The sequence below is a fragment of the Inquilinus sp. NPDC058860 genome (assembly GCF_042743185.1).
GTDB lineage: Bacteria > Pseudomonadota > Alphaproteobacteria > DSM-16000 > Inquilinaceae > Inquilinus.
In genome coordinates this window covers 39,545-62,422 of sequence record NZ_JBHYMS010000020.1, presented here as the reverse complement: position 1 = coordinate 62,422, position 22,878 = coordinate 39,545, and the positions used below count along the sequence as shown (strand labels likewise).

At 71.3% G+C, this 22,878-nt stretch carries 23 protein-coding genes; 7 read left to right on the top strand and 16 right to left on the bottom strand.

The genetic code is table 11. The annotated features are described in order from the left end of the window. The first annotated feature begins 17 nt into the window (after positions 1–17). Complete coding sequence (locus ACFW16_RS16075) at positions 18–923, top strand: amidohydrolase family protein (RefSeq protein ID WP_380306678.1); 906 nt, start codon at positions 18–20, stop codon at positions 921–923. On the opposite strand, the gene ACFW16_RS16070 is transcribed toward ACFW16_RS16075, so the two are convergent. Genes ACFW16_RS16070 through ACFW16_RS16055 form a run of 4 tightly spaced genes read right to left on the bottom strand, consistent with a single transcriptional unit; the run spans position 920 to position 5,386 of the window. Next, on the bottom strand, positions 920–1,873 hold the full coding sequence (locus ACFW16_RS16070) for an ABC transporter permease (RefSeq protein WP_380306675.1): 954 nt from the start codon (positions 1,871–1,873) through the stop codon (positions 920–922). The genes ACFW16_RS16075 and ACFW16_RS16070 overlap by 4 nt on opposite strands. Further along, positions 1,870–2,811, bottom strand: coding sequence for an ABC transporter permease (locus ACFW16_RS16065; protein ID WP_380306673.1), 942 nt, complete (start codon positions 2,809–2,811; stop codon positions 1,870–1,872). The genes ACFW16_RS16070 and ACFW16_RS16065 overlap by 4 nt, the downstream gene beginning before the upstream one ends. Continuing rightward, positions 2,808–4,310, bottom strand: coding sequence for a sugar ABC transporter ATP-binding protein (locus ACFW16_RS16060; RefSeq protein WP_380306671.1), 1,503 nt, complete (start codon positions 4,308–4,310; stop codon positions 2,808–2,810). Before ACFW16_RS16060 ends, ACFW16_RS16065 begins: the two co-directional genes overlap by 4 nt. A gap of 23 nt (positions 4,311–4,333) precedes the next feature. Continuing rightward, positions 4,334–5,386, bottom strand: a complete 1,053-nt coding sequence (locus ACFW16_RS16055; protein WP_380306669.1) for an ABC transporter substrate-binding protein — start codon at positions 5,384–5,386, stop codon at positions 4,334–4,336. A 278-nt stretch (positions 5,387–5,664) separates the two neighbouring features. On the opposite strand from ACFW16_RS16055, the gene ACFW16_RS16050 reads away from it, so the two are divergent. The 3 genes from ACFW16_RS16050 (at position 5,665) to ACFW16_RS16040 (ending at position 6,766) form a co-directional block, all read left to right on the top strand. Continuing rightward, a complete protein-coding gene (locus ACFW16_RS16050; RefSeq protein WP_380306667.1) occupies positions 5,665–6,024 on the top strand; it encodes a hypothetical protein in 360 nt (119 codons plus the stop codon). 58 nt (positions 6,025–6,082) lie between these two features. Continuing rightward, complete coding sequence (locus ACFW16_RS16045; protein WP_380306665.1) at positions 6,083–6,433, top strand: hypothetical protein; 351 nt, start codon at positions 6,083–6,085, stop codon at positions 6,431–6,433. 105 nt (positions 6,434–6,538) lie between these two features. Continuing rightward, positions 6,539–6,766, top strand: a complete 228-nt coding sequence (locus ACFW16_RS16040) for a DUF2171 domain-containing protein (RefSeq protein WP_380306663.1) — start codon at positions 6,539–6,541, stop codon at positions 6,764–6,766. Between the two features lie 106 nt (positions 6,767–6,872). Here ACFW16_RS16040 and ACFW16_RS16035 read toward each other — a convergent pair whose 3' ends face one another. After that, positions 6,873–7,745 (bottom strand): alpha/beta fold hydrolase, encoded by an 873-nt coding sequence (locus ACFW16_RS16035; protein WP_380306661.1) that lies wholly within the window; start codon positions 7,743–7,745, stop codon positions 6,873–6,875. Positions 7,746–7,906: 161 nt separating this feature from the next. Here ACFW16_RS16035 and ACFW16_RS16030 point away from each other — a divergent pair, with 161 nt between their 5' ends. After that, entirely contained in the window at positions 7,907–8,278 is a 372-nt protein-coding gene (locus ACFW16_RS16030) for a winged helix-turn-helix transcriptional regulator (protein ID WP_380306659.1), read from the top strand. Positions 8,279–8,588: 310 nt separating this feature from the next. After that, positions 8,589–9,578, top strand: a complete 990-nt coding sequence (locus ACFW16_RS16025; protein ID WP_380306657.1) for a hypothetical protein — start codon at positions 8,589–8,591, stop codon at positions 9,576–9,578. Positions 9,579–9,741: 163 nt separating this feature from the next. On the opposite strand, the gene ACFW16_RS16020 is transcribed toward ACFW16_RS16025, so the two are convergent. From ACFW16_RS16020 to ACFW16_RS15985, 8 genes are all read right to left on the bottom strand, one after another. Further along, positions 9,742–10,503: an SDR family oxidoreductase gene (locus tag ACFW16_RS16020; protein WP_380306655.1), complete on the bottom strand. Its 762-nt coding sequence runs from the start codon at positions 10,501–10,503 to the stop codon at positions 9,742–9,744. Positions 10,504–10,631: 128 nt separating this feature from the next. Continuing rightward, positions 10,632–12,332 (bottom strand): GMC family oxidoreductase, encoded by a 1,701-nt coding sequence (locus tag ACFW16_RS16015; RefSeq protein ID WP_380306653.1) that lies wholly within the window; start codon positions 12,330–12,332, stop codon positions 10,632–10,634. Further along, positions 12,329–13,126: an ABC transporter permease gene (locus ACFW16_RS16010; protein WP_380306651.1), complete on the bottom strand. Its 798-nt coding sequence runs from the start codon at positions 13,124–13,126 to the stop codon at positions 12,329–12,331. The genes ACFW16_RS16015 and ACFW16_RS16010 overlap by 4 nt, the downstream gene beginning before the upstream one ends. A gap of 2 nt (positions 13,127–13,128) precedes the next feature. Beyond that, positions 13,129–14,019, bottom strand: coding sequence for an ABC transporter permease (locus ACFW16_RS16005; RefSeq protein ID WP_380306649.1), 891 nt, complete (start codon positions 14,017–14,019; stop codon positions 13,129–13,131). 27 nt (positions 14,020–14,046) lie between these two features. After that, entirely contained in the window at positions 14,047–15,084 is a 1,038-nt protein-coding gene (locus ACFW16_RS16000) for an ABC transporter substrate-binding protein (RefSeq protein WP_380306647.1), read from the bottom strand. 40 nt (positions 15,085–15,124) lie between these two features. Continuing rightward, on the bottom strand, positions 15,125–16,432 hold the full coding sequence (locus tag ACFW16_RS15995; protein ID WP_380306645.1) for an NAD(P)/FAD-dependent oxidoreductase: 1,308 nt from the start codon (positions 16,430–16,432) through the stop codon (positions 15,125–15,127). Positions 16,433–16,445: 13 nt separating this feature from the next. Next, positions 16,446–17,159 carry an HAD-IA family hydrolase gene (locus ACFW16_RS15990; protein ID WP_380306643.1) on the bottom strand — a complete coding sequence of 238 codons (714 nt, stop codon included), beginning with the start codon at positions 17,157–17,159 and terminating at the stop codon, positions 16,446–16,448. A gap of 41 nt (positions 17,160–17,200) precedes the next feature. Beyond that, positions 17,201–18,283, bottom strand: coding sequence for an ABC transporter ATP-binding protein (locus ACFW16_RS15985; RefSeq protein ID WP_380306641.1), 1,083 nt, complete (start codon positions 18,281–18,283; stop codon positions 17,201–17,203). A 189-nt stretch (positions 18,284–18,472) separates the two neighbouring features. On the opposite strand from ACFW16_RS15985, the gene ACFW16_RS15980 reads away from it, so the two are divergent. After that, on the top strand, positions 18,473–19,414 hold the full coding sequence (locus ACFW16_RS15980) for a LysR family transcriptional regulator (protein ID WP_380306639.1): 942 nt from the start codon (positions 18,473–18,475) through the stop codon (positions 19,412–19,414). 3 nt (positions 19,415–19,417) lie between these two features. Here ACFW16_RS15980 and ACFW16_RS15975 read toward each other — a convergent pair whose 3' ends face one another. The 3 genes from ACFW16_RS15975 to ACFW16_RS15965 are packed head-to-tail and all read right to left on the bottom strand — an operon-like array spanning position 19,418 to position 22,753. Next, positions 19,418–20,698: an aspartate aminotransferase family protein gene (locus ACFW16_RS15975; protein WP_380306637.1), complete on the bottom strand. Its 1,281-nt coding sequence runs from the start codon at positions 20,696–20,698 to the stop codon at positions 19,418–19,420. Beyond that, the gene (locus ACFW16_RS15970) at positions 20,691–21,725 is read right to left on the bottom strand and encodes a phosphotransferase (protein WP_380306635.1); all 1,035 of its coding nucleotides are present in this window, start codon (positions 21,723–21,725) and stop codon (positions 20,691–20,693) included. The genes ACFW16_RS15975 and ACFW16_RS15970 overlap by 8 nt, the downstream gene beginning before the upstream one ends. 2 nt (positions 21,726–21,727) lie before the next feature. Further along, positions 21,728–22,753 carry a histone deacetylase family protein gene (locus tag ACFW16_RS15965; RefSeq protein WP_380306633.1) on the bottom strand — a complete coding sequence of 342 codons (1,026 nt, stop codon included), beginning with the start codon at positions 22,751–22,753 and terminating at the stop codon, positions 21,728–21,730. Positions 22,754–22,878 lie beyond the last annotated feature (125 nt).

Here is a 22,878-nt window from a genome sequence, read left to right as displayed (position 1 = left end):
CCCGCGGGAGAGGCCCCATGACCCAGCCCTATGACGGCCCGATCGTCGACGCGCACCATCATCTCTGGGATCTGTCGATGGACCGCCATCCCTGGCTGCGCCCGGCGCGGGACATGGTGTTCGGCGACAGTGGACCGCTGCGCCGGAACTACCTGCCGGCCGACTACCGGGCGGATGCGCGGAACCAGCCGGTGGTCGCGACCGTGCATATCGAGGCCGGCTGGGATCCCGCCGACCCGGTGGCGGAGACGGAGTGGCTGGAGACGCTGGACAAGGCGGACGGCATCGCCGCGCGATATGTCGCCCATGTCCCGCTCGACTCGCCGGACGCCGCGACCCTGCTCGAACGGCAGGCGGCCTTCCCCCGGGTCGCGGGCATCCGCGACATCCTGAGCTGGCATCCCGACCCGGCGCGCAGCTTCGTCGCCCGGCCGGACCGGATGGACGACCCGGCCTGGCGCTGCGGCCTGGCGCTTCTGGCCGGCCACGGCCTGTCCTTCGACCTGATGATCTATCCGGGCCAGATGGCGGATGCGCTGCGGCTGGTGCGCGACTTCCCGGACCAGATCTTCATCCTGAACCATTGCGGCAGCCCGGCCGACCGCGACGCAGAGGGCATGGCCCGCTGGCGCGCCGGCCTCCTGGCGCTGGGCCGCGAGCCGAACGTCCATCTCAAGATCTCCGACCTCGTGGCCTATGACCACGACTGGACCGCGGAGAGCCTGCGGGAGGTGGTGCTGGCCTGCCTCGACGCCTTCGGCCCCGGCCGGTCGCTGTTCGCCAGCGATTTCCCGGTGGCTGGGCTGCACGCCTCCTTCGACCAGGTCTGGGACGGCTTCAAGGCCTGCACCGCCGACCTGACCCCGGCCGAGCAGCGGGCGCTGTTCCACGACAACGCCCGCCGGCTCTACCGGATCGATTAGCGCCGAGCCTCTCGCCCCGACAGCAGCAGCAGGCCCAGGATCAGCCCCCCGAACAGGATGCTGCGCCAGCCGGGCGAGGCGTTCACCACGGTGATCAGCGCGGTGATGGTGACCAGCAGGATCGCCCCCGGGATGGTGCCGGCATAGGTGCCGCGCCCGCCCAGGATCGAGGTGCCGCCCAGCACCACCGCGGCGATCGAGGTCAGCAGATACGGGTCGCCGATGCCGACATAGCCCTGCCGGTTCATGCCCAGCACCAGCACCCCGGCGATGCCGGCCGCGAGGCCGCTCAGCGTGTACAGCAGCACCGTCGTCCGCCCGACATCGACGCCGGACAACCGCGCCGCCAGCGGGCTGGTGCCGAGGGCGAAGATCCGGGCGCCCGCCGCGGTGCGGTGCAGCAGCACCAAGACCCCGGCCGAGACCACGAGCCACAGCAGGATGCCGACCGGCACCCCGGCCGGGCGGGCGGAGCCGAGCCATTCCACCACCGGGTTGCGCACGGTGATGGCGCTGCCGCCGGCGACGATCACCAAGAGGCCCTGCAGCAGCGTCGCCATTGCCAGGGTCATGATCAGCGGATGCACCCTCAGCGCGGCGATGCCGATTCCGTTGAGGAAGCCGATCCCGGCCGCGACCAGCAGCGTCGCCGCCACCCCGACCAGCCCGGTCGGGTCCCACGCCACCGACAGCAGCGGCAGCAGGATCGCCGTCACCGTGATCACCGCGCCGACCGCGAGGTCGATGCCGCCGCCGATCACCACCAGCGTCTGCCCGGCGGCGACCAGGCCGATCACGGCCGCGAGCTCCAGGAGGTAGCGCAGATGGCCATAGGCGCCGAAGCCGCGGGTCAGCAGGCTGGCGGCGATCCACACCGCGGCCACCACCAGCCAGGCCAGCACCGCCTTGTGCCGCAGGATCGCCGGCAGCCTGGTCGCGAGTGCGCTCATGCCCGCCTCCAGCGGATCTGCGGCAGCGCCACGGCGCCGACGATGATCAGCCCCTGGGCGATGTATTGCGCCACGGGCGGAAAGCCCAGGAAGAACATGACGTTGATCATGACGCTGAGCAGCAGGCTGCCCGCCAGGGCGCCGCGCATGGTGCCGGCCCCGCCGAGGAAGCCGACCCCGCCCAGCACCGCCGCGGCGATCGAATTGAGGGTGAAGGGCGTGCCGATCACCGGGTCGCCCGATCCCGTCTGCGCCGCCACGAACAGCCCGGCCAAGGCCGCCAGCATGAAGCTGATCGCATAGGCCACGATCTTGGCCAGGTCGACCGGCACGCCGGAGCGGTAGGCGCCGACCGGGTTGTCGCCGGCGGCGTAGAGGCCGATGCCGATCGGCGTCGCCAGGTACAGCTTCCAGCCGACCGCCAGCAGCACCAGCAGCAGCAGCGCCACCGGCTGGTTGCCGGCCAGGAGCTCCGACAGCCAGTCCGGCACGTCGCCGCCCGGCCGCGGCAGCACCAGCAGCGCCGCGCCGCCGAGGATGAAGGACCCGGCCAGGGTGACGATGATCGCCGGCAGCCGGAACAGCGCCACGATCGCGCCGGCCCCGGCCCCGACCGCGAGCCCGATCGCGGCCACCGCCAGCACCCCGCCGGGCACGCCGAGCATCCCGTCGAAGCTGGTGGCGGCGACCACGGCGCCGAGGCTGACCATGGCGCCGACGGCCAGGTTGATGCCGCCGGTCAGCATGATCATCGCCTGGGCCATGGCCACCAGCGCCAGCGGGAACCAGTTCTGGGTGAACTTGGCGACGCCCTCGACGCTGACCAGCCCCGGGAACAGCGCGACATACAGCGCCAGGAACAGCGCCACGATCAGGTACAGCCCGCGCAGCCCCTGGTGCCGGCGGCCCTGGATCGCCCGATACAGCGCCCCAGTCATGCCGCCAGCCCCGGCGCCGCGACGCCCATGGCGGCGCCGACGATCGCCTCCTCGCTGATGCCCGGCCGCTCCAGCGTCGCCACGGTGCGGCCGGCGAACATCACCGCCACCCGGTCGCAGAGATGGACCAGCTCGGGCGTGTCGGAGCTGAGCAGCACGATCGCCTTCCCCTGCGCCGCCAGCGCCCGCAGCATGACGTAGATCTCCCGCTTGGTCTCGACATCGACGCCGCGCGTCGGGTCGTTCAGCAGCAGCACGCGCGGCGCCAGCGGCAGCCACTTGGCCAGCGCCACCTTCTGCTGGTTGCCGCCGGACAGCGCCTGCACCGGCCGTGCCGTGTCGCCCTTGATGGTCAGGCGCTTCGCCAGATCGGCCACCGTCGCCGCCTCCCCCGCCCGGTCGCGGAAGGTCCGCGCCGGCCGCGCCAGCGTCGGCAGCATCAGGTTGAAGGCGATGCTGTGCGGCAGCAGCAGCCCCTCCTTCTTGCGGTCGGCCGGCACATACGCCAGGCCCGCCGCCGTCGCCTCGGTCACCTTGGCGAAGGGCCGGCCGGCGCCGGCGATGCGCGCGGCATCGGCCGCCGCCGGCAGGGCGCCGACGAGGCCGAGCAGCAGGTCCTCCTGCCCCTGCCCGACCAGCCCGCCGATGCCGACCACCTCGCCGTAGCGCACGGTCAGGTCGACCTCCCGCGCGGCCCCCGCCCGGAAGCCCCGGATCTCGATCGCGGTCTCCGCCTGCGCGGCGGGCTGCCAGGGCGGGAACAGGTCGCCCGGGTCGCGCCCGACCATCAGCCGCACCAGCCCTTCCGGGTCGACGCCTTCCAGCGGCCGGTCGGCGGTGCGGCTGCCGTCCTTGAGCACGGTGGCGTAATCGCAGAGGTCCAGCACCTCGTTCAGCCGGTGCGAGATGTAGAGGATCGCCGTGCCCTCGTCGCGCAGCCGCCGCACCAGCCGGGCCAGGGTCTGCGCCTCATGCGCCGACAGCGAGGAGGTCGGCTCGTCCAGGATCAGCACCCGCGGCTTGCGGTACAGGGCTTTGGCGATCTCGACCATCTGCCGGCGGCCCAGCGACAGGGCGTCGACCGGCAGGTCCAGCGGCTCGTCCAGCCCGACCAGGTCGCAGGCCGCCCGGGCCCGCGCCGCCAGCGCGCCGTAGTCGATCAGCCCCAGCCGCCGCGGATAGGCGCCGAGGCCGATATTCTCGGCGATCGACAGATGCGGCGCCAGGCTCAGCTCCTGCTGCACCACGGCGATGCCGGCGCGCTGGGCCTCGCGCGGTGTCAGATGGCCGGCGCCGCGGCCGTCGACCGTCAGCGACCCGCCATCCGGCCGCAGCGCCCCGGACAGGATGTTGATCAGGGTCGACTTGCCGGCCCCGTTCTCGCCCAGCAGGGCATGGACCCGGCCGGGATGCAGCGCGATCGAGACGTCGCGCAGCACCGGGTTGCCGAAGAAGGCCTTGGACACGCCGTCCGCAGCGAGAATGGGGGGCGCCGTCACGGCGCCGCCCCCGCCTCCCATGCTCACTTTGCCGCCAGCAGCGTATCGAACAGCGCCGTGTCGTATTCCGAGAAGATGTAGCCGTCGGCCGGGAACTGGTCGGCCCGCTTCAGGTAGCCGTCGATGCTGCTGTCGTCGATCACCGGCAACGGCACCTTGACGAAGGCCGGCACGTCCTTGCCCGACAGCGCCTGCACCGCGGTGTAGACGGCCAGCGCGCCGAGCCAGTTCGGCTGCATCGTCGCCCAGCCCTTCATCTCGTGCTGCTTCCACAGCTCCAGGAACTGGCGGTAGTTCTCGCCGGTGGTCGGCACGAAGTCGCGGCCCTGCCGGTCCATCGCCAGGATCGCGCCGGCCGACAGCGCGCCGCCCAGCGACAGGATGCCGTCGATCTCCGGGTTGGCGAACAGCAGGCTGGTCACCGCCTCCTGCGCCGGGGCGACGTTGTAGTCGGTGTTGGTCTCGGCCAGCACCTCGACCCCCGGATTGGCGGCCAGCACCGGCGTCGCGCCCTTGCGCCGGTCGTCGCTGACCGAGATGCCGGCCGGGCCGTTCAGCACGATGATCTTGCCCTTGCCGCCGATCTGCTTCACCAGCCACTCGGCGGCCTGGCGGCCCCAGTCCAGCGAATCGGTGTTCAGCTTGGCCGTCACCTTGTCGGTCTGCACCAGGCTGTCGAAGTTGATCACCGCGATGCCCTTGGCGCAGGCGTCGGCGACCACGCGGTCCAGCGCCGTGGCCGACCCGGCGATCAGGATGATCGCGTCGACATCGGCGTCGATCATCGACTGGACCTGCTGGATCTGGGTGTTGGCGTTGCCCTGGGCGTCGGTGATGACCAGCTTGTCGACCAGCCCCTTGGCCTTCAGCGCCTCGACCTCCTTGGCGATGGTGCCTTCGGTCTGCTTCATCCAGGTGGGCACGGAGTAGATGTTGGCCCAGCCGACGGTGAAGGGCGGCTTGCGGTCGCCCTTGATGCAGTTGGCGGCGGCGTCGGCCGTGCCGGTGGCGGCGATCAGGGCCGCGACCGCGAGGGCGGCACCGCAGACGGCGCGGCGCGCCAGATCCTTCGTCATCATTCTCTCCCTGCCTGACCCGGACCATCGCGGCCGGTGCGTTGTCGATTCGCCCGGCGAAGCCCGTCAGGGCGCAGCCGGGATGGTGCGACGCCGTCCGCCCCAGCCGCAATCTTCCGCTACGGGCCGCCGGCAGGACGACATCACCCCCGCGCAAGGAGAGACGGGCCGGCAGGATGCTGTCAAGACAACGTTGTCATCGGCGGGGCGGGGCGGGAATTCTTGCCCCCTCCGCCGAAGGCGCGCATCACCATCGGACCACAGCCGGGAGCCCGACCATGCCCGCCAACGAACGCGACGACGAGCTGCGCTACGCCATGAACCAGCTGGAGGCCTGGCTGGCGCGCTGGCGTGCCGGCCGGGCTCCGAACGGGCTCCAGCTGGCCGCGATCAAGCGGGCGGTCGGCGAGCTGCACGTCGACGAGGGCGAAGTCCACGACGACACGGATCCCTCGGCGCATCAGGAGATCGCCGACCTGCTGGCCGCGGCGGACCCGGAGCATTCGCCCCTGGTCGAGGCCGCCGGCGCCCCCGGCGTCGACTACACGCTGCCGGAGTTCGAGCGCGACCTGGAGCTGCTGCGGCCGAAATACGAATATCTGAGCTGGCTCGGCGGCCGCCCGGTCGGGCATGCCTAGCTTGCCGGGGCGCCCCGCCGCCGCCATCTCCCTGGAACGACCGAAGGGGAGAGAGGCGATGCCCGGTGCCGATCGAGACGGCGATCTGCGCTATGCGCTGGGCCAGCTGGAGCAGTGGCTGCGGCGCTGGAAGGCCGGCCACAGGATGACCTCGCGCGAGCGGTGGAACGTCCATTTCGCGGTCCGTCAGCTCCAGGCCGACGAGGGCGCGCGGCAGGATCCGACCGTCGTGACCAAGGCCGACAGCATGATCGACTCGATCCGGCGGATCGACCCGGATCTGTCCGGGCAGCCCGACGCCAGCGCCGCGCCCGAGATCGACTATCCGCTGGAGCAGTTCGAACGCGACCTGGCGCAGCTGCGGCAGAAGTTCGCGTATCTCGGCGGCCCCTTCGCCGGAAACGGCTGACGGGCCGATACCGCGGCCTTCCCGCTCCCAAAGCGCGCCGTCAGGCCGCGGAACATCGGCGCGGGTGCCTCCATTGGTGAGTCAAGGCAACCAGGAGGATGTCCCATGACGCCGATGTCTCAGATCAAGGACCATATGGACGTGGTCGGCTCCGACGGCATGCATGTCGGAACGGTCGACCATATGGAAGGCGAGGACCGCATCAAGCTCGCCCGGTCGGACCGGGATGCCGGGTCGCAGCATCACTACATCCCGACGGGCTGGGTCGACCATGTCGACGACCGGGTCCATCTCACCATCACGGCCAAGGACGCCAAGGCGCAGTGGCATTGAGCCGTTGCGGCATGTCGAAGGCCGCCCCGAGGGGCGGCCTTCACGGCAGCCGGCACGGCTCGACGGCCTGGCAGCGCGGGGGGCGGTCGAGCATGACCGTCGCTGGCTAGAGCGCATCGATCCACGCGACCAGCGCGGCGTTCACGTCATCCTTCCGGTCCTGCATGATCCAGTGCCCGGCGCCGGTCCACAGATCGACCTTCGATTTCGGGTGCGAGAGCCATGAGCGCATCGGGCCGGCCTGGGCCGGATTGCGGCTCAGGTGGTAGAACGGCACGTTCAGGCCTCTCAGGAAGTCTTCGCTCGGCTTGCCGATGCCGACCTGGCCGGCGCCCAGGAACAGGGGACCGAAGGATTCGCGCACGACGTGCAGCGGCGTTCCCTGAAAACGCCTCGCGTGCCAGCGCCTGTAGGCCGGATCGGTCGCGGCGTCGTAGAACAGCTCGAACAGCGCCGGCCCCACCACGCCCGGATTCCCGGCGTTCAGATCGTCGACGGTCTTCTGGAAGACCGGGGCCAGGTCGGATGACAGGCCGACGGCACCGTCGACCGATACGACGGCGCTGACCAGGTCGGGCCGCCTGGCCGCGAGGCAGGCGGCGATCTGCCCGCCCATCGAGTGCCCCACCAGGACGAAGGCCTGGCCGGCATAGGCCGTCGCGATCAGGGACTCGATGTCGGCCACGTAATCGGCGGGCGTGTAGGCCCCCGGCGGCATGACCTCGGACCGGCCATGGCCCCGCAGATCCACCGCGACGACCCGGTACCGGCTCTCGAGAACCGGCAGCTGCCAGATCCAGTCGTGGGAATCGCACGTCCAGCCGTGCAGCAGCATGACGTTCCTGCCAGCGCCGACGTCCGTGGAGAACAACCTCGCCGGACGTGCCGTCGCCGCCAGCCCTGTTCCGGGGCCTGCGATCGCCGCTGCCGCCCCTGTGAGCGCCAGCAGGCCGCGCCGGGACAGATCGAATTGCGCCATCTCTTCCATCCATGGTGCACGAGACCGCTTCCCGCTCCCGGATCGGAATCGGGCGAAGCGGCGCCCGGCGTTGCTCGGCCGGGTTGCCCCACAGGTATACGATTGATATTTAGGGTCAATCACGCACCTTCAGGTGCCCAGGTATATGCGAGGATATCTCGATGGCGGAACCCGTCGACGCCGTGTATTTCGCGGACTGCGCCGCGCGCTCCTTCTTCGATCAGGTCGCCAACAAATGGTCGGTGATGATCCTGACCATCCTCACCGAGAAGCCGACGCGCTTTAACGAGTTCATCCGGCGCCTGGAAGGCGTGACGCACAAGGCGCTGACGCAGGCCTTGCGGCGCCTGGAGCGCAACGGGCTGATCGCCCGCGAGGTCCTGGCCACGTCCCCGGTCGCCGTCCGATATTCCATCACCGACCTCGGGCGCACGCTGCAGGCCCCGTTCGGCGCGGTCTATGACTGGGCCATCCACCACCTGCACGAAATCGAACAGGCCCGGGAAGCCTATGATGCGCGGGCCGATCGGTGAGCCTGAGACGGCAGGCAGATCAAGAGGTCCGGTGATGATGCACGATCCGGCAGCCCTGGCGGACGGAGCGGATCGCAGGGCCGGCCACGCATCCGCCAGTCAGCCCTGAAGGTGCGATCAGGCTCGTTCCGCCAAATGGGCATAGAACCCAAAAGTGCACTGTCACCGAAATCGCGATGACCGCGTGGAAGCGGATGCGATTCTTCTGGCTTTATTGTTCCCTTTTTGTTCTAATGCAGGAATGGTCGATGCCAGCACAGCCGAGACTCCCTCCGCTGCCTCGCCGTCCACGGACGAGCGGGAGACCGAGGTGCTGTCCGGGCTGACCAGGCTCGCCCTGGAGCTGGCCCGGACCTTCCAGGCCGAGGCGGTCGCCGCCCTTGCGGCCGGCGATCTCGACCGCGCCGGCAAGGCCGAAACCCGCTTCAGCAGCCTGTTCCTCGCCATCCGACGCGCCGTGGCGCTCGAGCTGCGCCGGCGGCGGGAGGCACCGGCCGCCGCGTCGCCGGCCGCGATCGAGGCCGACGCCGCGATGGCGTCCGAGCTGATGGAGCTCGCAGAGGCGCTGGCCCGCGGCTTTCAGGCCCGGGCCCTCGCCGCGCTTGCGGCCGGAGATCTCGACCGCGCCGGGGATGCGGAGACCCGCTTCAGCAATCTCTTCCTCGGCATCCGCCGCGCCATCGCGCTGAAGGCCAGGCTGCGCCAGGAGCGCGAGGCGGCGCGGCGCGAGGCCGAGCACCGGCGCGAGAGCCGGCAGGACGAAACGGACGACCGGCGCCACGCCGTCGCCCAGGGCGTCGCCGACGCCATCGCCGACGCCCCCGACGCCGAGGCCCGGGAGCGGCTGACCGTCGAACTCCGGGAACGGCTGGCCGAAGACGCGCGCATCGACGCCGACCGCGCCGACACCGCCTTGCCGATCGAGGCCCTGATCGCCAGCCTGTGCCGGGCCCTGGGCCTCCCGCCCGACGGGATCCCGCCGGCCGGCGGCTCCGCCGCGGCGGCGAAAGCCGGGGCCGGAGATGCCGGCACCGGCCCGACGGGGCGGAACAGGAGCCCGGCCGCCGAACCGGCCTTCCGCGACTCCGGCCTGCCCCCGCCGCGCACGCTCGACCGCACCCCCGGGGTCCATCGCGCCCTCCCCACCACCGATCTCGGCCCGCCCGGGGACCCGATCTACAGCCCCGACACCACCGCCGGCACCGGGCCGCCCTCGGCCACCGCACCGCCCGAGGCCGAACGCCGGCGCCGCGAGCGCGAGGCCGAGATCCGGCGCCATGGGCTGCCGCCACCCGAATGACGGCATCGCCGCCCGTGCGCGCCGCACAGGCCGGCCTTTGCAACACGACGCCGCAGCCTTGAACCCGCATTTCTCACACTCCCCTGCCGGAGAGGCGTGGGCTTGCGCGCGCCATGGCCGCCCGCTTCCCTGCCGGGATGGCGGGGAGTCGCGACGGGCGTTCCTAGACGGAGGCGAGCAGGCCGCCATCGACATAGATGATCTGGCCGTTGACGAAGTCGGAGGCGGCGGAGGCCAGGAACACGGCGGCGCCGCCCAGTTCGTCCGGATGGCCCCAGCGGGCCGCGGGGGTGCGGCGCTTGACGAAGGCGTCGAACTCCGGGTCGTCCATCAGCGCGCGGTTCAGCTCGGTGGCGAAATAGCCGGGGCCGATGCCGTTGACCTGGATGTTGTGCCGCGCGAACTCGACCGCGAGGTTGCGGGTCAGCATGCGCAGCGCGCCCTTGGCCGAGGCATAGGGGGCGATGGTCGGCCGGCCCAGCTCGCTCATCAGCGAGCAGATGTTGATGATCTTGCCGGCCTGGCGCTCGACCATCCCCGGCAGCACCGCCTTGGCGGCGACGACGCTGCCGATCAGGTGCACGTCGAGGATCATGCGCCAGTCCTCGATCGCGAAGTCCAGGAACGGCTTGCGCAGCTGGATGCCGGCGTTGTTGACCAGGATGTCGACCGCCCCGACCGTCTGCACCGCCCGGCCGATGGCGGCGGAGGCGGCGTCGGCGTCGGTCAGGTCGAAGCGGGCCGGATGGGCGTCGATGCCCTCGTCGCGCAGCTTGGCGACCGCCTGGGCCAGGGGCCCGTCGTCGCGGCCGTTCAGGATCACGGTCGCGCCGTGGCGGCCGAGCGCGGCGGCGACGGAGAAGCCGAGGCCGCGCGAGGAGCCGGTGACCAGCGCCCGCTTGCCGGCCAGGTCGAACAGGGTCATCGGAACGTCTCCCGCATCGCCTGGACGCGGGGGATCCGGTCCGTCAGAGAGGCGTGCACCGGATCGACATACTGCACTTGGCCGCGTCTTGTCCGCATGAGGGTGCAGGCATGCCACGACCTGAGGCCCTATCGGCCGGCCCGGATGAAATCGGCGATCCGCTCGGCGATCATGATGGTCGGGATGTTGGTGTTGGCGCAGGGGATCGACGGCATCAGCGAGGCGTCCGCGACGCGCAGGCCGTCCACGCCATGCACCCTGCCCTGCGGCGAGGTCACGGCGGCCGGATCGCCCTCCGCCCCCATCCGGCAGGTGCCCGACGGATGCCAGGTGCCGCCGACATGGCGGCGCACGAACTCGGTCAGCGCGTCGTCGTCGCGCAGCAGGCCGTCCAGCGTCGTGCCCAGGGTAATCGCGGCATGGACCAGCGCGGCTCGCAGCGGCCCGGCCAGGTCGAGCAGCACGGACAGGGCGCCGCGCTGCAGCGCGTTCCAGGCGCCGGGCCCGGCGATCCGGGCCACGCGGGGCGAATAGCTGGACGGGAAGACCGGGCCGCGATGCCCATCCATATGCGGGTCCAGCAGCGCCGCCGCCCCCATCCGCAGCGCCGTCTTCAGCCGGTCGAGGTCGCGGCGGTCGCTGAGCATGCGGAAATCGACATGCGGCTCGACGGCCGGATCGGGCGAGGCCAGGGTCAGGGCGCCGCGCGAGAGGGACTTGTTCACCCAGAAGAACAGGCTGCCCATGCGCAGCCCGACCGAATGCCAGCCGGAACGCGACAGGATGGCGGCGTGCATGTCGCCCTGCGGCAGGCCGTCCAGCCCCGAGGAGAAGCGCCAGATCGCCTGCTCGTGATGCTCGCCGCGGTCCCGCACCCGCATCGCCGGCGGCAGGGTGGCGGCGACGGCGATCGAGGGATGCTCCATCAGGTTGCGGCCGACACCGGGGAGGTTCGCCACGACCGGGATGCCGAACGGCTGCAGCCCGGCCGCCGGCCCGATGCCGGAGCGCAGCAGCAGCGCCGGGCTGTGGATGGCGCCCGCCGCGACGATGACCTCGCGGGCGCCGATCGCCTGCGGCCGGCCATCTGCGCCGACGACCTCCGCCCCGGTGACGCGGCGGCCGTCGAACAGCAGCCGGTCGGCGCGACAGCCGGTCAGGATCGTCAGGTTCGGCCGGCGGCGGACCTCCGGCGTCAGCCAGGCGATCGAGGTCGGCAGCCGCTCGCCGCGGTCGCTGACCGCGACGGCGCCGCGATACGTGCCGTCCTCCCAGGCGCCGTTCTGGTCGGCCCGGATCGGGTGGCCGCGCCGCTCCAGCGTCTGCATCACCCGGTGCACGAAGGGCGAGATCCGGTCGTCGCCGATGCGCCGGATGGCGAGCGGACCGTCCGACCCGTGCAGCGGCCCCGCGAAGTCGCGGTCGGCCTCGATCCGGCGGAACACCGGCAGGCAGTCGTCCCAGCCCCAGCCGGCCGCGCCCAGCGCCTCCCATTCGGCATAGTCCGCGGGCGAGCCGCGATTGGCCATCAGCGCGTTGATGGCCGAGCCGCCGCCGAGCAGCTTCGCCTGCTCGTAGCGGCGGACGCTGCGCGGCGCCGCGTTCGACCGGCCGTAACCCATCAGCGCCGTCAGCGAGGCCCAGATGTTCGCATTGTCGAGATAGGCCCGCCCGGGATAGCGGCTGAGGATGTCGGCCGGTGCGTTTCCGGCGGAGATGTCCCGCCCCGCCTCCACCAGCATGACGGAGCGGCCGGGATCCTGCGACAGCCGCGCGGCCAGCACGCAGCCGGCGGAGCCGCCGCCCAGGATCAGGCAGTCGGCCCTCATCCGGCGGCGGCCCGCCGTCGCTCCGCGTTCCGGGCGCTGAGGGAGGCCAGCACGACGATGACGAGGGAGACGGCGGTCAGGAGCGTGCTGATGGCGGCGATGGTCGGGTCGATCTCGTCGCGCAGCGAGGTGAACATGCGCTTGGTCAGGGTCTGGTACTGGCCGCCGGACACGAACAGGGCGACCACCGTCTCGTCCAGCGCCGAGATGAAGGCGAACAGCAGGCCGGAGACCACGCCCGAGCGGATCTGCGGCAGGGTCACGGCGAAGAAGGTGCGGAACCGGTTCATGCCGAGGCTGAGCGCGGCCATCTCCTGCGCCGGGTCGAACTTGCGCAGGCTGACCAGCACCGAGGTCACCACATAGGGCAGCCCGAGCATGACATTGGCCAGGACCAGCCCGGTCATGGTCGCCAGGAGGCCGACCTGGGCATAGACCAGGAAGATGCCGACGGCGGTGATCACGATCGGCACCACCAGCGGCAGCAGCAGTACCACCTGCAGGCCGCGCAGCAGCTTGGATTGAGTGAGGTTCAGCGCATAGGCCGCCGCGGTCCCCATGATGGTGGCGACGACCGCGCTCGACCCCGCCACGATCAGGCTGATCTTCGTCGCCTGCATCCAGGCCGGGTTGCCGAGATAGGATTCGTACCAGCGCAGCGACCAGGACGGCGGCGGGAAGGACAGGAACCGCGCGCCGGAGAAGGACATCGGCACGACGATGATGATCGGCACCACCAGCCAGACCAGGACCAGCGCGACAAAGCCGTACAGGAAGAAGCGGGTGATGTTCATGGTCACCTCGCGCCCATGATCCGTTCGAACGGGATGAACAGGCTGGCCACCCGGAAGATCAGGAACACGCAGGCCAGGAGGACGACGCTGATCGACGAGGCCGCGCCCCATTCGTTGTAGACCTCGATGTTCCGGGAGACGAGCATCGACACCATGTAGGTCCGGCCGCCGCCCAGCAGCTCCGGCGTGATGTAGAAGCCGAGCGTCAGGGCGAAGACCAGCACCGCCCCCGCGATCACGCCCGGCAGCGACAGCGGCAGGAACACGCGCAGGAAGACGAAGGACGGCGATCCGCCCAGGCTGGCCCCCGCCATGGTCAGCTCGCGCGGGATCTTCTGCATCGCGGCGTAGAGCGGCAGCACCATGAAGGGCAGCAGGATGTGGATCGTCGCGATCACGGTGCCGAGCTCGTTGTTGACGAGCAGCAGCGGGCTGTCGATCAGGCCGAGATCGGTCAGCGCCGAATTGATGATGCCGCGCCGCTGCAGCAGGATCAGCCAAGCGTAGGAGCGCACCAGGACGCTGGTCCAGAACGGCAGCACCACCAGCGCCAGGATCACCACCCGCCAGCCCGGCGACGCAGCCGCCGCGACATAGGCGACCGGGTAGCCCAGCAGCAGCGTCGCCAGGGTGACGGTGAAGGCGATGCGGAAGGTCTGGATGAAAGACATCCAGGTGGCGTCGTCGGTCACGAAGCGCCGGTAGTTGGCCAGGGTGAAGCCGCCGTCCTGGCGGATCGACTGCCAGGCCAGCCAGCCGAGCGGCACGATCAGCAGGCAGACGATCACGGCCAGGGCGGGCGCCAGCAGCAAGAGCGTCAGCCGCTGCTCGCGACGCTCCTGCGACACCGAAGGCTTGATGGTCGGCTGCGACACCGAAGGACTGATGGTCACGGACATGCCTGCTTCAACCGCTCGGGGTTACTGCTGGATGAAGGAGGCCCAGCGCTTCAGCACCTCCTCGCCGGCCGGCGAGCTCCACCACTCGGTCGACACCAGCACCTGCTTCGCGGCGTTGTCGGGAGAGCTCGGCATCTCCGCCGCGCGCTCGGGCGAGATCTTGCCGGTCTCGTAGGCCTTCGGATTGCCCGGGCCGTAATCGATATAGGCCGGGAAGTTGGCCTGGATGTCCGGCGCGATCGCCGCGTTGACGAACTTGACCGCGGCGTCGAGGTTCGGCGCCCCCTTCAGGATGCACAGCGAGGTGTTCTGCAGCATGCCCTGGTTGTAGGTGAAGGCGACCGGCGCGCCCTCCTTGGCCACGGCGGAGACGCGGCCGTTCCAGGCCATGATCATGTCGGCCTCGCCATCGGCCAGCAGCTGGGCGGACTGGGCACCCGAGGTCCACCACACGGCGATGTTCGGCTTGATCTCCTCCAGCTTGCGGAAGGCGCGGTCGACATCGAGCGGGTAGATCTTGTCCGGCGCCACGCCGTCGGCCAGCAGCGCCGCCTCGAGCGTCGCCAACGGGTGGTTGCGCAGCGCCCGGGTGCCGGGGAACTTCTTCACGTCCCAGAAATCGGCCCAGGTCTTCGGCGGGTTGTCGCCGTACTTCTCGGCGTTGTAGGCCAGGACGCTGGAATAGAACTCGTAGGACACCGAATACGGGGTCTTGTACGCGTCCGGCAGGCCGGCGGCATTCGGGATCTTGGCGAAGTCGAGCTTCTCGATCATGCCCTGCTCGCCGCCGCGGACGCAGTCCTTGGTCGGGGTGTCGACCACGTCCCAGATCGGCTTTCCGGTCGTGGTCTGGGTCTTGATCACCGGCCAGGCGTCGGGCGCGCTGTCCTGATTGACGGTGATGCCCAGCTGCTCGGCCACAGGGTCGAGGATGGCCTTGGTCTGCGCCTCCTGATAGGCGCCGCCCTGCGACACGAAGGTGATCTGTTCGGCGCCGGCGGTACCGGAGGCCAGCGCGCCGAGGGCGGAGAGGGCGAGGATTTGAAGCCTGGATCTCATGGTCCTGTCTCCCTGTTTCGTTGGCCGGATCCCCGGCGTTCTAGAGCCCGACGGCGTCGAGCATCTGGTACCAGCCGGCAACGGCGCGGACCGCCGGCTCGCGCAGCGGATACAGCGGCACCGGCGCCAGCCGGCGGGCGTCGAGCAGCCCGACATCCGGCGTCTCCCCCCGCACGAAGGCGGCGAGATAGCGGCCCATCAGGCTGGCCATGGCGACGCCGGCGCCGTTGTAGCCGAGGGCGAACAGCAGCCGGTCGTCGCGCCGGCCGACATGCGGCACCGAATCCAGCGTCATGGCGACCAGGCCCGACCAGCTGTACTCGACCGGGATGTCGGCGAGCATCGGGAACAGCGCCACCATGGCGCGGCGCAGCGCCGCGAAGGCCGCGGGCGAATCCGCCTTGCCGAAGGCGCCGCGGCCGCCGAAGACGAAGCGGCCGTCGACGATCCGGAACCAGCGCATCATCCGCCGCGTCTCGCTGCAGATCCGGCGGGTCGGCAGCAGGCTGGCGGCGAGGTCCGGCGGCAACGGCGCGGTCGCCAGGATGGCGCTGCGGAACGGCACCAGCGTCCGCTGCATCTCGCGGGTCGCGCCGGTCAGATCGGAATAGGCGTTGGTGGCGATGATCGCCTGGGCGGCGCGCACCCGGCCGTGTGGCGTCTCCACCACCACCGCGCCCGGCTCGCGCCGGATCGCCAAGGCCGGGCTGTCCTCATGGATGCGGATGCCGCGCGCCGCCAAGCCGGCGGCCAGCCCGCGCACATAGTTCAACGGGTGGATGCAGCCGGGGCCGCGGGTCAGCGCGCCGCCGACAAAGCCGTCGGAGCCGAGCTCTGCCCGCACCTCGTCGCGCGACAGCAGGCTGATGTGGCCGTCGCCCATCTCGGCCTTCATCCACTCGGCCTCAGCGGCGACCGCGGCCAGCGCCTTTTCGGTGTGCGCCGCCTTGACCAGCCCGACCCGGGCGAAGCCGGCGCTGTCGATGCCGAACTCCTCGACCAGCTCTTCGACGGCATCGACCGCCTCATGGCCCAGATCGTACATCCGCTTGGCCATGTCCCGGCCATGGGCCGCGGCGATGGCCGGCAGGGACAGGCGGAACTTCGGGGTCACGAAGCCGCCGTTGCGGCCGCTGGCCCCCCAGCCGACTGCGCTGGCGTCGAGCACCAGGGGGTCGAGACCGCCGGCGGCGATGTGGCGCGCCGCCGACAGGCCGGTGTAGCCGGCGCCGATGATGACCACATCCGCCGCGGCGTCGCCGTCCAGCGCCGGCAGCCGCGGCGCCGGGCCCGCGGTCGCGGCCCAGAGCGAATTCACGCCGGGCCTGGGGGAAGGAAGGGCCATCATCGGCGCGGTCCGGTCAGGCAGCCCGCGGCTCGGCCGCCTCGACGGCGTCGGCGAGCTGCTTCAGCGTCGAGAAGTGGAAATCGGGCGTGGTCAGCGTCGCCACCGCCGGCGTGCCGCCGAAGCCCTGCTGCCCCTGCCGGCGCTCGATCCAGCAGGTCTTGTAGCCGAGCTTGCGGGCGATCCCGATGTCGTGGTGCTGGCTCTGCGCCACATGCAGGATCTCGCCGAACTTGGTGCCGAAGGCCGATTGCCGGCCGCGGTTGAAGGAGAAGAAGTTCGGGTCGGGCTTGGCGGTCCCGGTCTCGTCGGCGGTGACGCTGTCGTCGAAGGGCTGGCCCAGCGTGTTGGCGTAACTGGAGAAGGCGGTGCGGTCGGCATTGGTCATCGCCACCAGCCGGAAGTGCCGGCGCAGACGGCGCAGCGCCTCGGCGGAATCGGCGAAGGCCGGCCAGCGCAGCACGTCGAGCTGGAAGGCCCCGGCGGCGAGGTCGTCAGCCGGCAGCTCCAACTCCTGCGCCAGCGACTTGTAGACATGGAACATCGCCTCGCTGGACCGGTACGGATGGGCATCGCGGCCGCGCTTGTAGGCCTCGAAGATCCGGTCGTCGCTCAGCCCCTGCGCGGCGCGGCCGCCGATCCGCCGGACGGAGTCGAGGATTCCGGTCTCGAAGTCGATCAGGGTGCCGACGACGTCGAAGGTGAGGACTTTGAAGGCGCTGAACGGCATGTCTGCTTCTCGGGTTGTGGATCGGGAGGAATGGCGCGGCCTCAGGCGGCGCGCGGCACGACGATGGTGTCTTCGGGATGCAGGGTGACGGCGATCCGGCCGCCGACCGGCGGGACGCTGCTGCGCGCCGCATGGTGGCTGGGCTGGCGCAGGCTGAGCACGGTGCCGTCGTCGAGGGTCAGGAACACCTTCAGGCTTTCGCCCTGGTAGATGATCTCCGACACAAGGCCTGACAGGCGGTTGGCGCCGTCGCCGCCGTCACCGGCATCGATCAGCAGCTTCTCGGTCTGCACCGCCAGCAGCAGGTCGCCCGACTGCGGGATCGGCCGGCCGGAGCGCAGCACGGCGCCGCCCAGCGCCACCCGGTCGGGCCCGGCCCGGGTGACCGGCAGCAGCGCCGCCTCGCCGATGAAGCTGGCCACGAAGCTGTCGGCCGGGTGGTCGTGCAGCCGCTCCGGCGTGTCGATCTGCACCAGCCGCCCGTCGCGCAGGATGGCGACCCGGTCGCTCATCGTCAGCGCCTCGCGCTGGTCGTGGGTGACGTAGACGATGGTCGCCCCGAGCCGCCGGTGCAGGTGCCGCAGCTCGATCTGCATCGCATCGCGCAGTTGCTTGTCGAGGGCGGAGAGCGGCTCGTCCATCAGGATCAGCCGCGGCTCGAACACGATGGCGCGGGCCAGGGCGACACGCTGGCGCTGACCGCCGGAGAGCTGGGAGATGCGGCGGTTCTCATAGCCGGACAGCTCGACCATCGCCAGCGCCCCGGCCACCTTTCCGGCCCAGCCGGATTTCGGCAGGCGCCGCGCCCGCAGCGCGAAGGCGACGTTCTCGCCCACCGTCATGTGCGGGAACAGGGCGTAGCTCTGAAACACGATGCCGATGTCGCGCTTGTGCGGCGGGGTGAAGGTGACGTCGCGCTCGCCGAACCGGACCGACCCGGCGGTCGGCTGGATGAAGCCGCCGAGGATGCTGAGCAGCGTGGTCTTGCCCGAGCCGGACGGGCCGAGCAGCGAGACGAACTCGCCCGGCGCGATCGTCAGGCTGACGTCGTCGAGGGCGCGGAACGCGTCGTAGTGCTTGCTGACGGAACGGATCGAGACGCCCGTGCTGCCGTGCTGCGTCATGGTCGTGAGCCTTGTCCCTGAGCGCCGCCGCATGCCATGGCGGCATGAGCGGCCGTCACCGGATCCGTCGCATCGTTCTCCGCAGGGCGGGCGATGGCGTCCCGAGATCCTTGTGTCGTGCGTAGATCACAGCAAACGACCCGGGGCGAGGCAATTGCGAAAAACTTGGCCGGACCATAAACTCAGATCATGACCCAGCTGCGCCGGATGCTGCCCTCCTCGAACGCCCTCTTCGTGTTCGAGGCGGCCGCCCGCTGCGGCAGCTTCACCCGGGCGGCGGCGGAGCTGAACGTCACCCAGCCGGCGGTCAGCCGGATGCTCGGCCGGCTGGAAAGCCATCTCGGCGTGCGGCTGTTCGACCGCTCCGCCGCCGGCATCGTGCTGACCGAGGACGGCCGGTCGCTGTATCGCCGCATCGCCGAGGGGTTCCGCGGGATCGAGGCCGCGATCCGTGAGATCGAGGCCCGGCGCACCGGCACCGAGACGGTGACGCTGTCGCTGTCCACCGCCTTCACCACCCATTGGCTGATGCCGCGGATCAACCGGCTGCAGAAGGAGTTCCCGTCGGTCGACCTGCGCTTCCAGCTGATCGCCGGGCCGCTGCAGGGGCCGGTCGACGACGTCGATCTCGGCATGCGATTCGTCGACGGCGGCGATGCGCGCCACGAGACCTCGCTGGTGATGCGCGAGATCATGCTGCCGATCTGCAGCCCGGCCTATATCGAGCGGCGGAAGGCGACGGGCGACGGCAACACCATCATCAACCTCGCCGGCTCCGACCCCGGCTGGCCGGATTCGTTCGAGGATCTGCGTGACGACCGGGCCGGGCCGCGAAGCACGCTGAGCTTCTCCGACTATGCGATCGTGGTGCAGGCGGCGCTGCTGGGCCAGGGCATCGCGCTGGGCTGGGCGACGGTGTCCTCGCACTGGCTCGGGACCGGGGCGCTGGTGCCCGCCGCCCGCAGCCTGATGCGCACCGGCCGGCTGTGCCAGCTGGTGCATTCGCGGGCCCGGCCGATGCGCACGGCGGTGGCCGAGATCCGCGACTGGATCATCGCCCAGAGCCGATCGGACATCGAGGCGCTCGACGGGCTCTATCCCGGGCTCGGGATCGGCGCGGCGGCGTTCTGAGCGCTATTCCCCGTCCGGGTCGGCCAGCGTGCGGTCGAGGGCGTCGACCAGGATCTCCGCGTGCTTCCGGTCGAAGACCAGCGGCGGGCGCAGCTTCAGGACGTTGCCGTGCCGGCCGCAGCCGCTGACCAGCACCCGCCGCCGGCGCAGGCCGTTGACCACGCGGGACGCCAGCGCGCCGTCGGGCTCGCGCGTCGCCCGGTCGCGCACCAGCTCGACCCCGAGGAACAGCCCCGCGCCGCGGACGTCGCCGATGGCGGGGTGGCGCACCGCCAGGTCCTGCAGCGCCTGCCGCAGGAAGGCGCCGGTGTCGCGCGCATTGGCGACCAGCCCCTCGCCCTCGATCACGTCGAGCACCGCCATGCCGACCGCGGCCGAGACCGGGTTGCCGCCGAAGGTGTTGAAGTAGCGGGTCCGCCGGCCGAATTCGGCCAGCACCTCCGGCCGCGCGGCCATGCCGGCGATCGGGTGGCCGTCGCCCATCGGCTTGCCCATGGTGACCATGTCCGGAACGAAGCCGTGCCGGGCGAAGCCCCACATGCCGCCGGTGCGGCCGAAGCCGGGCTGCACCTCGTCGGCGATCACCAGCCCGCCCGCCGCGCGCATCGCCGCCGCAGCCGGGGCCAGGAAGCCGGGCGGGTCGGCGAAGACCCCGTCGCTGGAGAAGATGGTGTCGACCAGCAGCGCCGCCGGCACGATGCCGTGCTGCCGCATGTCCTCGATCGCGGCGGTCACCCGGGCGGCGAAGGCCTGGCCGGTATCGCCGTCGCCGCGATAGGCGTCGGGCGGCGCGACCAGGCGGACATGGTCGCCGATCCGGACCGCGCTGCCGAGCGAGGGCGACATCTCCGCCAGCGCCACGGTGACGCCGTGATAGGCCCAGTCGGTGACGATCACGCCGATGCCGCCGGTGACGGCGCGCGCCACCCGCAGGGCCAGGTCGTTGGCCTCGCTGCCGGTGCAGGTGAACATCACATGACCGATCTCGGCCGGGAAGGTCGCCAGCAGCCGCTCGGCATAGTCGAGCACGCCTTCCGAGAGATATCGGGTGTGGGTGTTCAGCACCGCCGCCTGCCGCGCCAGGGCGCCGACCACATGCGGATGGCAGTGGCCGACCGAGGCGACGTTGTTGTAGGCGTCGAGATAGCGCTCGCCCTCGGAGTCGTGGAGCCAGACGCCCTCGCCGCGCACGACATGCAGCGGCTCGTCATAGAACAGGCGGTAGGCCGGGCCCAGCAGCCGGTCGCGTCGGGCGCGCAGGGCAGCGGTGCGGGGATCAGACATGGGCGGCCTCCTCCCGGCAGATCCGGTGCAGGCGGTCGGCGGCCGCCTGACGGTCGAGATCGGCCAGGCGCCGCAGCCGCGCCCAGGCCGTCCGATTGTTGCGCAGGATGTAGTCCCGGTTCCCCGGATGGCGCCGGGCGCGCCAGGCGCCGATCACCACGATCATCACCAGCCGGGTCGCCATCAGGTCGCAGAGCAGCTCGACCTCCTCCGGCCGCAGCGGCAGCGCGGCGTGATAGCCGGCGATCAGTTCCCCCGCCGGACCGAGCGGGTCGTCGCCGTCGGCCAGATGGTAGGCCGCGGCGACGGCGACATCGGTGGCCAGCACGGTCCGCACCGCGTCGCCGAAATCGATCAGGCCGGCGACCATGTCGGGATCGGCGGGATCGACCAGGATGTTGCTGGGATTGGCATCGGCATGGATCACCTGCCGGCGCAGCCCCGCCAGGGCCGGCGCCACCGCCCGCTCGAACCGGTCGAGGCCGGCTTCGGCCAGCGCCCGGCGGTCCGCGTCCTCGACCTCCCCCAGCAGGTCGCGCAGCCGCGCCGCGCGGGCCATGTCCCAGATCAGCTCATGCTCGTCCGCCGGGTGGCGGAAGCCGGCGAGCGCCGCGCCGAGGCGGCCGAGGCGTTCGCCGATCCGCCACCGCTGCCGCGGCGAACGCTCTGTCACCGCCGCCAGCGGCGTCCCGTCCAGGAAGGACAGCAGCCGGGCGACCAGCGGGGTGCCGGCGCCGATCCGGATCTCCGCCGTCCCGTCGAGCGCCCGCAGGATGCGGGGCGCCGGCAGGCCCGGATCCGCCCGCTCCAGATGCAGCAGCAGCTCGGTCTGGAAGTTCGTGACCTGCCGGTCCTCGGCCGGATCGGCGATCTTCAGCAGCACGCGCCGCCCGGCCGCGGTCTCGATCCGGAAGTTCTGGTCCCGCTCGCTGCTCAGGGCCTCGGCGCGCCCTTCGATCCTCCAGCGGGCGCGCACCAGCCGCTCGGCATCCTCCGGCGAGAGGCGCCTGTCCTCAAGCTCGTCCATCGTCAGCCGGCGAAGCCGTCAAAGAAGCGCGCCAGCAGCCGGCCGAGGACATCGACGGCATAGCCGCCCTCCTGGATGATCGCGGCCGGCTTGCCGAGCGCCCGGATCTTCTCGCCGGCCCGGGCGAAGCCGTCCTCGGTCACCTGCAGCGCCGCCAGCGGCTCGTCCTTCGAGGCGTCGAAGCCGAGGCTGACCACCACCGCATCGACCCCCCCGACCGCCGCGATCGCCTGGTCGACCGCGGCGAGCCAGCCTTCGTCGCCGGTGCCGAGGGCGAGCGGCAGGTTGAGGTTGGCCCCCTCCCCCGCCCCGGCCCCGGTCTCGCCGGCATGGCCGACATACCAGGGATAATAGCGGTTCGGGTCGCCATGGACCGAGGCGACGAAGACATCCGCCCGATCCCAGAAGATGCCCTGGGTGCCGTTGCCGTGATGGGCGTCGATATCGAGCACGGCGACGCGCGCCGCGCCGCGGTCGCGCAGCCGCTGCGCCGCCAGCGCCGCGTTGTTCAGGTAGCAGTGACCGCCGGCTCGGGCGGCATAGGTGTGGTGCCCGGGCGGGCGGGCCAGGGCATAGGCGGCGCGGCCGGACGCCGCCTCGTCGGCCGCGGCGACGGCGCAGGCCGCGGCGGCGACGGAGGCGGCCCAGGTCTGCGACCCGATCGGGCAGGAGGTGTCGGCAGTGTACCAGCCGAGCCGGCCGACGATGGTGCCGGGCGGCCTGGCGCCCTGGGCCAGCATCTCCGGGCTCGGATGGATGTTCGGCACCAGCTCGGGCCCGTGGTCGGGCAGCGCCGACCACTCCGCCCAGGCCTGCTCCAGGAAATCGAGATAGTCCGGCGCATGGACCGACTGCAGCGCGGCGCGATCGACCGCCGGCGGCTCGACCACCTCGAGCTTCATGTCATGCACCGCGGCCAGCAGCGCCTCGGCCCGGGCCGGCACCTCGAAGTTGCGGCGCAGCTGGCCGCGCTGCAGGAAGAACTGCGGCGCGTGGCTGCGCTGGATGTCGTTCCAGAAGACCTTCATCTCATCGTCCCATTCATCAAGAGCGTTGGGCCGGCCTCGACCGCCGCCGAGTCACTGATGTATGATGCATCATCGAGACCCTTCGCACCATCCGGCAGCATGGACACCACGACGCCCCCCACGGA

Excerpts from the sequence above, each read along its gene's own strand:
- ACFW16_RS16015 (WP_380306653.1), bottom strand. The coding sequence starts at position 12,332 with ATGAGGGCCGACTGCCTGATCCTGGGCGGCGGCTCCGCCGGCTGCGTG.
- ACFW16_RS16045 (WP_380306665.1), top strand. The coding sequence starts at position 6,083 with ATGCCCGGTGCCGATCGAGACGGCGATCTGCGCTATGCGCTGGGCCAG.
- ACFW16_RS16035 (WP_380306661.1), bottom strand. The coding sequence starts at position 7,745 with ATGGCGCAATTCGATCTGTCCCGGCGCGGCCTGCTGGCGCTCACAGGG.
- ACFW16_RS16030 (WP_380306659.1), top strand. The coding sequence starts at position 7,907 with ATGGCGGAACCCGTCGACGCCGTGTATTTCGCGGACTGCGCCGCGCGC.
- ACFW16_RS15975 (WP_380306637.1), bottom strand. The coding sequence starts at position 20,698 with ATGTCTGATCCCCGCACCGCTGCCCTGCGCGCCCGACGCGACCGGCTG.
- ACFW16_RS16050 (WP_380306667.1), top strand. The coding sequence starts at position 5,665 with ATGCCCGCCAACGAACGCGACGACGAGCTGCGCTACGCCATGAACCAG.
- ACFW16_RS16070 (WP_380306675.1), bottom strand. The coding sequence starts at position 1,873 with ATGAGCGCACTCGCGACCAGGCTGCCGGCGATCCTGCGGCACAAGGCG.
- ACFW16_RS16020 (WP_380306655.1), bottom strand. The coding sequence starts at position 10,503 with ATGACCCTGTTCGACCTGGCCGGCAAGCGGGCGCTGGTCACCGGCTCC.
- ACFW16_RS15980 (WP_380306639.1), top strand. The coding sequence starts at position 18,473 with ATGACCCAGCTGCGCCGGATGCTGCCCTCCTCGAACGCCCTCTTCGTG.
- ACFW16_RS15985 (WP_380306641.1), bottom strand. The coding sequence starts at position 18,283 with ATGACGCAGCACGGCAGCACGGGCGTCTCGATCCGTTCCGTCAGCAAG.
- ACFW16_RS16010 (WP_380306651.1), bottom strand. The coding sequence starts at position 13,126 with ATGAACATCACCCGCTTCTTCCTGTACGGCTTTGTCGCGCTGGTCCTG.
- ACFW16_RS15995 (WP_380306645.1), bottom strand. The coding sequence starts at position 16,432 with ATGATGGCCCTTCCTTCCCCCAGGCCCGGCGTGAATTCGCTCTGGGCC.
- ACFW16_RS16065 (WP_380306673.1), bottom strand. The coding sequence starts at position 2,811 with ATGACTGGGGCGCTGTATCGGGCGATCCAGGGCCGCCGGCACCAGGGG.
- ACFW16_RS16055 (WP_380306669.1), bottom strand. The coding sequence starts at position 5,386 with ATGACGAAGGATCTGGCGCGCCGCGCCGTCTGCGGTGCCGCCCTCGCG.
- ACFW16_RS15970 (WP_380306635.1), bottom strand. The coding sequence starts at position 21,725 with ATGGACGAGCTTGAGGACAGGCGCCTCTCGCCGGAGGATGCCGAGCGG.
- ACFW16_RS15965 (WP_380306633.1), bottom strand. The coding sequence starts at position 22,753 with ATGAAGGTCTTCTGGAACGACATCCAGCGCAGCCACGCGCCGCAGTTC.
- ACFW16_RS16000 (WP_380306647.1), bottom strand. The coding sequence starts at position 15,084 with ATGAGATCCAGGCTTCAAATCCTCGCCCTCTCCGCCCTCGGCGCGCTG.
- ACFW16_RS16040 (WP_380306663.1), top strand. The coding sequence starts at position 6,539 with ATGACGCCGATGTCTCAGATCAAGGACCATATGGACGTGGTCGGCTCC.
- ACFW16_RS16075 (WP_380306678.1), top strand. The coding sequence starts at position 18 with ATGACCCAGCCCTATGACGGCCCGATCGTCGACGCGCACCATCATCTC.
- ACFW16_RS15990 (WP_380306643.1), bottom strand. The coding sequence starts at position 17,159 with ATGCCGTTCAGCGCCTTCAAAGTCCTCACCTTCGACGTCGTCGGCACC.